This is a genomic window from Anaerobacillus sp., assembly GCF_046314235.1.
Classification (GTDB): domain Bacteria; phylum Bacillota; class Bacilli; order Bacillales; family Anaerobacillaceae; genus Anaerobacillus.
This window is the reverse complement of record NZ_JBKBWN010000010.1, coordinates 89665-102174: the sequence shown is the minus strand read 5'-3', so window position 1 is coordinate 102174 and position 12510 is coordinate 89665. Positions and strand designations below refer to the sequence as shown.

Below are 12510 nucleotides of genomic sequence, written 5' to 3'. Positions count from 1 at the left end.
CTGTTTAACCTTTCTAGTCAGTCCGTTTTTTACCCGTTTACTCCTTGCATAGCTGTAATCAACGCTAGTTTGTAAACATCTTCTACGTTACAACCACGTGATAGGTCATTTACAGGCATGTTTAACCCCTGTAAGATTGGCCCAATTGCTTCAAATTCACCTAGGCGTTGCGCAATTTTATAACCAATGTTTCCAGCTTCTAGGCTCGGGAAGATAAATACGTTCGCCTCACCATTTAGTGGAGAATTCGGTGCTTTTTTCGCTGCAACTGATGGCACAAAGGCTGCATCAAACTGAAATTCACCGTCAATCACTAAATCTGGGGCCATTTCTTTAGCAAGACGTGTTGCTTCTATTACTTTTTCTGTTTCTGGTGATTTTGCAGAGCCTTTCGTTGAAAAGCTCAGCATTGCAACTTTCGGGTCAATATTGAATACGCGGGCCGTTTCAGCAGCTACAATTGCCGTTTCAGCCAAATCATTGCTATCTGGTGCAATATTAATGGCACAGTCACCGAAGATTAATTTTGTATCGCCTTTTACCATCACAAATACACCAGAAGTTTTACGAATTCCAGCCTTTGTTTTAATAATTTGCAATGCTGGACGAACCGTATCTCCTGTGGAATGGACAGCACCACTTACTAGTCCAGCGGCTTTCCCTACATAAACAAGCATTGTACCGAAATAGTTTACATTTAATAATTGTTTCCGTGCATCTTCTTCTGAGGCTTTTCCTTTACGACGTTCGACAAAGGCAGCAACAAGTTCATCAAATCCAGGATAGTTTGATGGATCAATAACTTCTACTTGGTCAAGAGAAAGACCAAGATCTTCTGCCTTTTTATGTACCGCTTCACTACTTCCTATCACAATTGGGTGCAGGACCTTATTATCACCTAACTTAACTGCAGCTTGTAATATTCTTTCGTCTGTTCCTTCTGGAAAAACGATCGTTGGAAACTGATCTTTTACATTTGCTTCAATTTGTTCAAATAACCTGCTCATTTTCTTCCTCCTAAATAAACATCAGATCATCATATAGTCTAGAATACTCCTTCTTTAAAGAAAAATAAACTAAGTTTGGGATTGTAGACAAAGTTTAAATTTTCTGACTTAATAAACTTACATACTTTTAGTTTTCCCTCAAAAGACTCATTAAAACAACCTATCAAGTTTTTTATGCTAAAATAAAGAAAAAGAGGTGATCGGATGAGCCCGAAAATTGGTATGGAACCAATTCGTAGACAACAAATTATTCAAGCTGCAAAACATTGTATCGCAACAAAGGGGTTACCTCATTTTTCAATTAAAGACATTGCCAAAGTTGCAAAATTAAGTACGGGTGTTATTTATCATTATTTTGAAAATAAGGACGATTTACTTGTAGAAGTATTGAAAGACTCCTTTTCTGAAACCGAACAACTTGTAAAAAGAAATGTTGAAAGCGCTGTTGACTACAAAAATAAAATGAGTGCCTATTTAGAAACGGTAGCTAAAGTACCAGACGAAAACCCTGATTTTTATCTTATTTTGTTAAACTTTTTGGCCCAAGCGCCGTACAATGAGGACTTGAAGAAAATTATTACTCGCTTTTTTCAAAACTTAGGTCAATTTATTGAAGGGATTTTGCAAATTGGCTATAAAGAAGGTGTTATTAAAAAAATTGAAAAAGGAGTTGCCGCTAATTTAATTCTTTCGCAAGCGATGGGTATCGCCTTTTACTACTTAATTACAAATGAAAAAATACATAAAGATAAAATTAATCGTGATTTTGTTGAAATATTCAAAAAATATATTGAATAAATGGTAACTTCATTTATATAATGGTGATGATAAGTTATTAAATAAGCTTTTATTTATATTGACCGTTCAATATAAAATCAATTAGGGGGTTATTGTATGTCATATCAATTACTTTTTAATCCTATCACAATTAATGAGCTAACATTACCATCAAGAGTCATTATGGGGTCAATGCATGTCGGTTTAGAGGGGGAAGAAAATGGTCTAGAAAAATTAATCGCATTTTACCAAGAACGGGCAAAAAACAAAGTTGGGTTAATTGTCACAGGTGGAGCTGCTGTCTGTCCAGAGGGGAGTGGTGGTGTTCACTTTATGTCAATCCATAAAGATGAAGATATCACATATTGGAAACCGTTAACAGATAGTGTTCACCAAGTTGGTGGCAAGATTGCCTTGCAGCTTTTTCATGCTGGTCGCTATGCTTATAAAGCCCTAACTGGCTGCGATGTTGTTGCACCTTCTGCAATACAATCACCAATTAACCCAGATAAACCGGTAGCGTTAACAAGTGAACAAATTGAGGAAACAATCACCGCTTTTGGAAGCGCTGCCAAACGTGCAAAAGCAGCTGGTTTTGATGCTGTTGAAATTATGGGTTCAGAAGGCTACTTAATTAATCAGTTTGCATCGCCCGTAACGAATCAACGAACCGATGAATGGGGCGGTTCATTCGAAAAGCGAATGCGATTTTCCCTTGAAATTGTTAAAGCAGTTCGAGAAAACGTCGGACCAACATATCCAATTATTTTTCGAATGTCGGGCCTCGATCTGATCGAAAATAGTACAACTGATGAAGAAACAAAACTATGGGCGCAGGAACTGGAGAAAGTAAGTGTTGATTTATTAAATGTCGGGATCGGCTGGCACGAATCAAAAGTCCCTACAATTTCTATGAAAGTGCCAAGAAATCGGTTTGTCCCCATAGCAGCTGCTATTAAAAGTGCGGTTACAATTCCTGTGATTGCTAGTAATCGAATTAATAATCCTGATGATGCAGAAAAAATTCTTGTAAATGGAGATGCTGATCTCGTTTCTATGGCTCGACCTTTTCTAGCAGACCCAGAGATTTTAACGAAAGCTTATGAAAAAAGGACTGAAGACATCAATACATGTATTGCTTGCAATCAAGCTTGCTTGGATCATGTTTTCGAGTTGAAATCTGCATCGTGCCTCGTAAATCCAGAGGCTGGACGTGAATTAGCAATGCAACTTATCCCAGCTACTAAAAAGAAACGAGTCTTAGTTATTGGAGCAGGTCCAGGTGGGATTGAAGCTGCTCGAGTATTAGCACTACGAGGACATACTGTTACGATTGCCGATCAAGCTGAAGCTATTGGTGGTCAGCTTAATTTTTCACGAATTGTCCCTGGAAAGAGTGAATTTAACGAGACAATTCGGTATTATAAGACGCAATTAAAAAAACTTAACGTCAACGTTCGCTTAAAACACCCTATTACTAGTGATGACCCGTTAGTTAATGAGGCGGATGAAGTTGTTATCGCCACAGGTATCGTACCTCGAAAGCCTGATATAGCAGGTATAGATAGTGAACATGTCGTATCCTATAAAGATATTTTTGAAGATAGAGTAAGCACAACTGAGAACGTTGTTATTATTGGGGGCGGTGGCATCGCCTGTGATTTGGCTTTCTTATTGAAGGAAAAAGGAGCTAAGCATATTACAATGCTACAGCGGGGCAAAGCATTTGCAAGAGGGATTGGGAAAACAACCCGTTGGGCAACGATAATGGAATTAAAAATGAAAAAAGTCGAGATGATTGGTGGTATCAGCGAGTATAGATCGATTGAGAATGGTGCAGTTTCTTATTTACAAAATGGAAAACAACACTCAGTTGCTGCCGATTTAGTCGTTTATGCTAGTGGACAACTACCTAACAACAGCTTATATAACCGTCTAATAGAAAAAGGCAAACAAGTTCACATTATCGGTGGAGCGAAAGACGCCGGAGACCTAGATGCCAAAAAAGCAATTTACGACGGGGCTATCGTTGCAAGGCTAATTTAAAAAAAGGAGTTAAAAACATGAAAAATGGAACTGTATTGCTTGAAACTCACGAAGGAGTTGCGAAGATTACTTTAAATAGGCCAGAAGTCAAAAATGCTATTAATTTAGCAATGCACGAAGATTTACAGCAAGCTTTTACTATCGCCGGTACTGACCGAGATGTAAAGGTGATTATACTGCAGGGTAAAGATGGCGCATTTTCTAGTGGAGCAGATTTAAAAAGTATTCCTATTGATGATTTTGCTTCGTTTGACCACGGTGATTACCTTGCGAACACGTATAATAAGCTCATTAAGATTATTGAAAATATTGACAAACCCATTATTGCTTATTTAAACGGAATCAGTGTTGGCGCAGGTTTAAGTATTGCTTTAGCTTGTGATTTTCGCTATGCGAACCCAGAGGCAGTTTTAGGGGTTAGTTTTTTAAAGATAGCACTTGTCCCTGATGCAGGTGCTTCCTACTATCTACCGCGAATTGTTGGGCTACAAAAGGCATTAGAGCTTTGTTTAGGGGAACCAATTACAGCAGATGAGGCACTTCGTTGCGGTCTCATTAATAGCATAGGTTCTCCCGATGAATTTGCGAAAAAGCTAACACTAGTACCCAAAACAACATTTGGATTAATGAAAAAAAATATCCGGAACTCTTATGATAAATCACTTGCCGAAGTATTACAGTTGGAAGTTGAAAGCCAACGAAAAGCCGGTAAATCTCCTGAGCATATAAAGGCAATTCAAAACTTTGTCCAAAAATTGAAGTAAAAACTACTAATCGGAGAATGCTAATGAGGGCATTCTCTTTTTTGAATTTGGAATTTGAATTTAATTTATTTACTTCTGATAATTCATTATTTAAACCAGTTAATTTGGTTTTTCACTTTGTAAATAGTATAATGAGCTTAGATATAGTAATTACCAAAAAATAATTAGTATCGTTTTTTTAAAATTAGATATGTTTTAAGGAGTGGATAATGAATGAGTGAAGCAGCTAAAACATTAGAAGGCTGGTATTGTTTACACGATTTTAGAGCGATTAACTGGGAGAAATGGAAGTACCTTTCAACAGAAGAGCGACAATCAATTACAAATGAATTATTAGGCTTATTAGAAAAATGGGAAACAACAGAAGCACAAAAGGCTGGAAGCCATGCACTTTACAGTATCGTTGGCCAGAAAGCTGACCTTTCGTTTATGTTGTTACGTCCAACAATGGAAGAACTCAATGAAATAGAAAATGCCTTCAATAAAACACGTTTCGCCGAATACACAATTCCTACATACTCATATGTTTCTGTAGTAGAGTTAAGTAACTACCTTCCTGCCAATGTTGATCCTAATCAAGATCCAGAAATTCAGGCACGCTTAAAGCCTACATTGCCAAAATCAAAACATATATGTTTCTATCCAATGAATAAGCGTCGTGAAGGGAATGACAATTGGTATATGTTACCTATGGACGAACGTAAAACACTAATGCGTAGTCACGGGATGATCGGTAGGGGTTATGCAGGGAAAGTAAAACAAATTATTACTGGTTCCGTAGGGTTTGATGATTGGGAGTGGGGCGTAACACTATTCTCAGACGATGTCCTTCAGTTCAAAAAGCTTGTATATGAAATGCGTTTTGATGAAGTGAGCGCCCGCTACGGAGAATTCGGATCATTTTTCGTTGGAAACCTTTTATTAAAAGAGTCAGTGCCTAATTACTTACACATATAATTAACTAAAGTCAGATCTTAATGATCTGGCTTTTTTTAGTTTGAGATGCTAGAAGTACGACCTCAATCGATATTATATTTTAATTCATTATTCTTAATTGTAAGTCATAGGCATAAGATAGTGGAAGAAGTAGACGACAATTTATGTAGATTATCTGTAATTTAATTTTTGCCAAATTCGCATTAACCATAGTAATTATCTTTCTCCTTATGTTCATCTTTGTAGCCTACATAAATAGAGGAGGTGAGTAAATGGCAGTCATTAAAGTTACAGATAATGACGTAAAAGTTCTAGCTCGATTAATGAGGGCTGAAGCTGAAGGTGAGGGCGATTTGGGTATGCTGATGGCAGGTAATGTCATGGTTAACCGAGTTCGTGCTAACTGTCTAGATTTTAGAGATATAAACTCGGTCGATAGAATGGCATTTCAATCGCCAGGTGGATTTGAAGCTGTGCAGAAAGGTTATTTTTATCAAGGCGCTAGGGAAAGAGAAATTCGTCTCGCTCGTAAACTTATTAATGGAGAACGTCACCATCCAGCAGATTTTGCGCTTTGGTTTTTTCGCCCTGAAGCTGGATGCCCAGCGCAATGGTGGGGACAATGGAACTCTGGGAGATATAAATTACATTGCTTCTACACACCTTTAGCCAGTGAATGTCCGTCAGTTTATTCAACATATTAAGTGTATTTATTATTTATAAAAGGAGTGAGTTCTTTGTATCAACAACCTTGGATGCAACAACCGTTAACAACAACTCAACAGGCACCAGCATTACCGTACCAAATTCCACAACAGCAACAATTTTTACCTGGTGCTCCTATGCCAGTTCCACCTGGTTTCACACAGCAGTTTCCTTTGACACCACCTCCACAGCCAGGTATGCTTCCTCTTGAGCAATCTTATATAGAAAATATATTACGATTAAATCGAGGAAAAGTCGGAACATTTTATATGACATATGAAAATAACGTTGAATGGAATGCCAAGATTTTCAGAGGGATTGTCGAAGAAGCCGGACGCGACCATATTATTATTAGCGATCCACAAGCTGGGAAGTATTATTTATTACTTATGCTTAATTTGGATTATGTAATATTTGATGAGCCGATCGAATATGAGTATCCATTTGGAGCTGCACCAGCACAAGTTGCTACTTATTCACCTAGATAAATAGATTTTTCTACTTAACGTTCTTAATGGTAACATTGTAAAAAAAATTAAGAGGCCAATTCTTAACCGAATGGCCTCATTATTTTTCGCTTATATACCTTTAAACGCCGCTAAAGCTAGCAACACCCAACCGACCATAAAGAGTAATCCACCTATAGGCGTTATTGCACCTAATACCTTAATTCCAGAAATACTTAATATGTATAGACTTCCTGAAAAAAAGATAATACCAAGGAACATTGTCCATCCTGCCCAAGATAGCAATGTAGGATTAGCAAACCGATCTGCTACTACTGCGATAACTAATATCCCAACTGCATGGATCATATGGTACTGTACTCCTGTTTGGTAGATTTCCATCATTCTCTCCGTCAATTTAGCTTGCAAACCATGTGCACCAAAGGCCCCTAAACCTACAGCTAAAACCATATTAATACTTCCAATAATCAAAAATATTTTTAACATAGTAACTATGCTCCTTTTTTAGTTTGTTGCCTTCATGAGAACAGAATAGCATAGTTCCTAAGCTTCTTCAAAATTTTGGATTATCGGTTCTTTAAATATACTTCAAGAGCTTGTCTCATTTTCTCTGCTTCACCACTATTGTCAGCATGAACAATAATATGGTCGCCATTTAGTTCAACCTGAACATTTTCGTAGCCCTGTTTTTCCAAAAAATCAGCGACATCATGAATATCTTCATTTTGTGCATATAGCGCTTTCTCCCCTACGTATTTTCCTTCTACAAAGACCTCATAACGATCTTCAAATAACTTTGTTGTATCAAGGGCGTCATCTCGCAAATTGAAAAACAGTGGTACTCCTAAATTGCCAAAATTATTGTTGCTACTATTGATCATTTTTTAAGACCTCCAAGAAATTATACTTACGTATCTTAATTTGGTCTTAATCATCGTTTCTTATGAATTAAAAATCAAACAAACTGTCAGTTTCAGGCTTCTCACTGAAAACACGCTTATGTTTCTCAGGACTCTTTTTCTCTAGACTAACTTTTGGGCTAATCGGCTCATATAATGAACTAGTATTTTTTTGTGCTTCAAGGAGTAAATCGCAGTATGCCTTTATACTAATCAAATTCTCTGTAAGTTTTTGATTATCTCCCTCATAAATCGTACTTTTTATAGCTATCATTTTTTCTTCTAGCTTTTTAATAATGACTTCTGTTCCAATAATCATTTTATCCCTCACAGCTCGCCTCTTCACTATACATTTTAGCGATATAATTTATACAATGCATGTGTTCCACTATTTTCTTCACCAAGTTCAGCAAGCTTTTCATATAATTCTTTAGCTAACTTTAAGCCAGGCGTTAGTAGACCCATTTCTTCCGCACTTTCAAGCGCAATTGTCATATCCTTAATAAAGTGTTTTACGTAAAAGCCTGGTTCAAAATTTCCGGCGATTATTTTCGGTGCCAAGTTGCTTAACGACCAACTTCCTGCAGCTCCGGTTTCGATCGTTTGTAGTACCTTTTCAGGAGAAAGACCAGCTTTTTTGGCATATGCCAATGCCTCACAAATACCAATCATACCGGTAGCAATTGCCATTTGATTGCACATTTTAGTATATTGTCCTGCCCCTGGTCCACCTTGAAGGATAATATTTTTACCTATTTTTTCAAAGATTGGTAGTAGTTCAGTAAATACCTCTTCTTCTCCACCAACCATAATCGCCAGACGAGCTTCTTTCGCACCAATATCTCCACCGGAAACAGGTGCATCTAATGCAAACATCTTGCGTTTTTTCGCTTCTTCGAAAATCTGTTGTGCTAGTGAAGGTTTCGAAGTTGTCATATCGATGAAGTATGTACCCGGCTTAGCATTGTTCAATAACCCTGCTTCTCCTAAGTAAACTTCTTGCACATCATGAGGATAACCTACAATTGTAATAATAACTTCAGCTGCTTCAGCGACTTCGGCTACTGAATCTTTCCACTTAGCACCTTCTTCGATGATAGACATAGCTTTTTCTTTTGTTCGATTGTAAACAATCACTTCATAGCCAGCCTTCATTAAATGCGATGCCATGCTCTGACCCATTACGCCGATACCGATGAAACCAATCTTTTTAAATACCATACATACGCCTCCTTAAAATAAAATTTATTTTGCTTTTACTCTTCTTCGTAAACACTTGGGATTTCCCAGTCGATTTCGCTACAATGAATGGACTGTAAAAATTGGTTTACTCTAGAAAAAGGTCGACTACCAAAGAAACCACGGTGTGCCGAAAAAGGACTAGGGTGAGGTGACTCAATGATAAAATGCTGCGGTGCCAAGATTAGTTCTTTTTTCTGGGATGCATGTTTACCCCACAGGATAAAAACAACTGGTTGCTGACGATCATTTAGTAGCGAGATTACTTTATCCGTGAACTTTTCCCAACCTATTCCTTTATGGGAGTTAGGCTGACCTTCTCTAACTGTTAGTACTGTGTTCAGTAATAGTACCCCGTGATCCGCCCAGGATTGTAAATAGCCATGGTTTGGTACGGGGTGCCCTAAGTCAGTCTCTAGCTCTTTAAAGATGTTTTTCAAACTAGGTGGCTGTTTTACACCAGGTTGTACAGAAAAGCTAAGGCCATGCGCTTGTCCTTTGCCATGGTAAGGATCTTGGCCAAGAATGACAACCTTTGTATGTTTGTAAGCTGTGTAATTAAGAGCATTAAAAATATCTCTTTGATCAGGAAAAAAAATAGTTGATTCTTCTTTTAAGAAATGTTGTAATTCTTGAAAGTATGGCTGTTGAAATTCGTCTTGTAATAACTCGTTCCAGTCATTTATTATCTTATTCATCCATTTGCTTCCTTTGCTTTATGTTAACATTATTATACTTTTAGTTGCGAGTCTAAAGAAAGTGATAAAATAGAAAATAGGAAAGAATAAAAATTCTTCAGGAGATGTTTCTTAGTATGAAAACTGTAAAAGTTGTTGGTGCAGTAATTGAAAATGAGAATGGTGAAATTTTATGTGCAATCAGATCGGCTAACATGTCGATGCCAAACTTATGGGAATTTCCTGGCGGGAAAATTCAGGGTAGTGAATTGCCGGAAACTGCTCTAGTCCGAGAAATCCATGAAGAGTTAGGATGCACACTAAAAATAGGGTCTTTGCTAAAAGATATTACATATGAATATCCGACCATTACTGTTAACTTGCTTACGTATTTGGCGACCATTCAAGAGGGTGAACCGATTGCGTTAGAACATGCTGAGATACGTTGGGTGAGAAAAGAAAACTTAGCCGAATTAAAATGGGCACCTGCTGATTTGCCAACGGTTGAAACACTTATAAGTTGCAGTTAAATAGAACGGAAAACAAAACAAATGAGGCTGTCCCAAAAGCAAAGTATCAGTCACCTCGCCTACTATAAATAGATTTTGTACAAAACATACACTTCTATCTATAGTCTGACTTGAGGTGCTCTGACACTTATGGGACAGCCTCACTGAATTTATACTTTAAACTTCGTAATAATCGCTTGTAAATTTTGTGCTAAGTTGGAAAGATCTTCACTAGCTCGTGAGATATCTTCAATCGAGGCTGTTTGCTCCTCCATTGTTGCTGCTACCTCTTCAGTTGAAGCGGAATTTTCTTCAGCGATTGCCGAGAGACTTTGCAACGTGTCGATAATCGCATCCTTCATCTGCTCCATTTCGTCTCCTGATACATTAAGTTTTTCTTCTATTGCTTCAGCCTCTTTCATAGCTTGATCAATAGTCTCGTATTTTTTCTTACTTTCTCTAACACTAACTTCTTGATCTCTTAATATCGCAGAGACTCTTTCCATAACTTCTACAGCTGCTTTTGAATTAATCTGTAATTCACGAACAACTTCGTCAATGACTTTAGTAGAGTTCGTTGATTGTTCTGCTAGTTTGCGAATTTCATCGGCAACAACAGAAAATCCTTTTCCCGCCTCGCCTGCACGTGCCGCCTCAATCGCTGCATTTAATGCCAATAAATTTGTCTGATTAGCAATTGTTGCAATGACACTACTTGCTTCACCAATTTTTTGAGCACTTTCATTCGTTTTAATGATACCTTCTTCTACCTCTTTTGTAGATTTACTACTTTCGTTCGAAATTTTTATTAGATTATCGATTTCCAATAGCCCTTCTTCAACAACTTGATTAACTTTTTGTGAAGCGGCGTTCAGCTGTCTCAAATAAGCCTGATCTTTGGCAACTGTTTCCCCTAACATAAATGCCTGTTCTGAGCCTTGTTCTGTACTTTGAGCTTGACTTGAAGCACCACTAGCTATTTCTGCGACTGTTTTTGCTACTTCTTCAGTAGCACTTGCTGATTGTTGCGAGGTAGCTGTAAGCTCTTCTGATGAAGCCGAAACATGCTCTGCCGATTCTGTAATATCTTTAATTACTGAACGCAAGCTATCTGTTATCGTTTGAAGTGCTTTTGCTAGACCGCCAACCTCATCCTTTTTGTTTAATAGTGATTTTGGCACATCTTCAGTAAGATTAAGTGATGCAATTTTGTCGGAGTGCCTAATTACTGAAATGATAGGCTTAGTTATTGAAGATCCTACAAAATAAGTTATAACTATACTAATGGCCAAAACGATTAGCGTTATGAACAATATTTCCCTTGATAGGACCGGCACTGCTGCAAGTACTTGTTTTTCAGGTGCAGCCATTACTAAAGACCAGTCTGTACTTGGAATTTCAGCATAGCCAGCATACAAAACATTTCCGTTAAAGGTGTACTCATCAATACCTTTATGATTTTCGATTATTTGTGTAAATATATTTCCTAACGACTTCAGACTGTCATCTGTTTCTTGCCCGATAATTGGATTGAATTGTTCAATAACAAGATCACGGTTCGGATGAGCAATTACGGTTCCTTTGCCATCGATAATATAGCCATAGCCTTGTTCGCCGTAACTCATATCGTCAACAATATTATTTAAAAAATCTGCTTTTCCTACTGCTACCAATACGCCACTTACTTTTTTATTATGATATAACGGGATTGAACTTACCATAACCATCCCACCATTATCATCAGGATTAACACTGATTGCAGGTGGCATAATTTGACGCTCACCTTGAAGAGAATTTTGATAGTAGCCTCGCTCTTTTACATCAACAATTTGCTTTTTTAAGCCATAGCTGTCAGACAAATAAAGATTCCCTTTTAAATCAGTAACACCAATTCTGATGTAACCACTTTCATCTATTTTTTCAAGTAAAATTTGCATTTTCTTTTCAATGTCTTCATTTGGATTTGACAATACGTCAATATTTGCTAAACCTTCTAAATACCTGAACTGACTTTCAATACGACTTTCTGTAAGTCGCGCTCCCTCTGTTACTACTGCTTCTAGTCCAGCTTCGGCTTCTGCAACAATCAATTGACTAGCATTGTTCAATGCAAAGAAACCTAATGCGGATGACGCTAAAAAGATAATTGTCGAAAAAAGTAGAACTAACTTCGTTTTAATACTCTTCATAATTCCCCTACTCCCCTAGTAAACTTAAAATCTTATTTATACTTCATTATATTTCAATAAAATTAAACTATCAATAAGATTTGGCACTGACAAAAATAGCAATGTGTGGGAATTAGCATTCTGTAAGTGAACAGGAGACCGACACCTCCATAATTAATTATATTAATATAACAATTGTCTACTTTTGATTTTAGGATATCATTATAGATCTCACTTGAATTCACAAATTAAATATGTTGAATTGTGTCGAATTTATTTCTAAGGCTTCTTTATTCTAGAAAAGTAGTGCAAGACA

At 37.2% G+C, this 12510-nt stretch carries 14 protein-coding genes; 7 read left to right on the top strand and 7 right to left on the bottom strand.

The genetic code is table 11. From position 1 onward, the window contains the following. Positions 1–29: 29 nt before the first annotated feature. On the bottom strand, positions 30–1007 hold the full coding sequence (gene pta, locus ACK4M9_RS14785) for a phosphate acetyltransferase (protein WP_409852056.1): 978 nt from the start codon (positions 1005–1007) through the stop codon (positions 30–32). 204 nt (positions 1008–1211) lie between these two features. Here pta and ACK4M9_RS14780 point away from each other — a divergent pair, with 204 nt between their 5' ends. The 6 genes from ACK4M9_RS14780 to gerQ all read left to right on the top strand — a co-directional run bounded on the left by ACK4M9_RS14780 (position 1212) and on the right by gerQ (position 6723). After that, a complete protein-coding gene (locus ACK4M9_RS14780; protein WP_409852054.1) occupies positions 1212–1805 on the top strand; it encodes a TetR/AcrR family transcriptional regulator in 594 nt (197 codons plus the stop codon). Between the two features lie 96 nt (positions 1806–1901). Further along, on the top strand, positions 1902–3830 hold the full coding sequence (locus ACK4M9_RS14775) for an oxidoreductase (protein ID WP_409852053.1): 1929 nt from the start codon (positions 1902–1904) through the stop codon (positions 3828–3830). 17 nt (positions 3831–3847) lie between these two features. Then, on the top strand, positions 3848–4594 hold the full coding sequence (locus tag ACK4M9_RS14770) for an enoyl-CoA hydratase/isomerase family protein (protein ID WP_409852051.1): 747 nt from the start codon (positions 3848–3850) through the stop codon (positions 4592–4594). A gap of 213 nt (positions 4595–4807) precedes the next feature. After that, a complete protein-coding gene (gene hemQ / locus ACK4M9_RS14765) occupies positions 4808–5551 on the top strand; it encodes a hydrogen peroxide-dependent heme synthase (RefSeq protein WP_409852048.1) in 744 nt (247 codons plus the stop codon). Positions 5552–5802: 251 nt separating this feature from the next. Further along, complete coding sequence (locus tag ACK4M9_RS14760; protein ID WP_409852046.1) at positions 5803–6234, top strand: cell wall hydrolase; 432 nt, start codon at positions 5803–5805, stop codon at positions 6232–6234. A 51-nt stretch (positions 6235–6285) separates the two neighbouring features. Further along, the gene (gerQ, locus tag ACK4M9_RS14755) at positions 6286–6723 is read left to right on the top strand and encodes a spore coat protein GerQ (RefSeq protein WP_409852238.1); all 438 of its coding nucleotides are present in this window, start codon (positions 6286–6288) and stop codon (positions 6721–6723) included. Positions 6724–6813: 90 nt separating this feature from the next. On the opposite strand, the gene ACK4M9_RS14750 is transcribed toward gerQ, so the two are convergent. The 5 genes from ACK4M9_RS14750 to ACK4M9_RS14730 all read right to left on the bottom strand — a co-directional run bounded on the left by ACK4M9_RS14750 (position 6814) and on the right by ACK4M9_RS14730 (position 9538). Beyond that, complete coding sequence (locus tag ACK4M9_RS14750) at positions 6814–7188, bottom strand: DUF423 domain-containing protein (protein WP_409852043.1); 375 nt, start codon at positions 7186–7188, stop codon at positions 6814–6816. Between the two features lie 80 nt (positions 7189–7268). After that, entirely contained in the window at positions 7269–7583 is a 315-nt protein-coding gene (locus ACK4M9_RS14745; protein ID WP_409852040.1) for a hypothetical protein, read from the bottom strand. 67 nt (positions 7584–7650) lie between these two features. Then, complete coding sequence (locus ACK4M9_RS14740; protein WP_409852037.1) at positions 7651–7920, bottom strand: DUF5327 family protein; 270 nt, start codon at positions 7918–7920, stop codon at positions 7651–7653. A gap of 35 nt (positions 7921–7955) precedes the next feature. After that, entirely contained in the window at positions 7956–8822 is an 867-nt protein-coding gene (locus ACK4M9_RS14735; RefSeq protein WP_409852034.1) for an NAD(P)-dependent oxidoreductase, read from the bottom strand. Between the two features lie 35 nt (positions 8823–8857). After that, positions 8858–9538 (bottom strand): uracil-DNA glycosylase, encoded by a 681-nt coding sequence (locus ACK4M9_RS14730; RefSeq protein WP_409852032.1) that lies wholly within the window; start codon positions 9536–9538, stop codon positions 8858–8860. A gap of 116 nt (positions 9539–9654) precedes the next feature. Between ACK4M9_RS14730 and mutT the strand changes: the two genes are divergently transcribed. Continuing rightward, positions 9655–10047, top strand: coding sequence for an 8-oxo-dGTP diphosphatase MutT (gene mutT, locus ACK4M9_RS14725; protein ID WP_409852029.1), 393 nt, complete (start codon positions 9655–9657; stop codon positions 10045–10047). 149 nt (positions 10048–10196) lie between these two features. Here mutT and ACK4M9_RS14720 read toward each other — a convergent pair whose 3' ends face one another. Beyond that, entirely contained in the window at positions 10197–12215 is a 2019-nt protein-coding gene (locus ACK4M9_RS14720; protein WP_409852026.1) for a methyl-accepting chemotaxis protein, read from the bottom strand. Between the last annotated feature and the right edge of the window lie 295 nt (positions 12216–12510).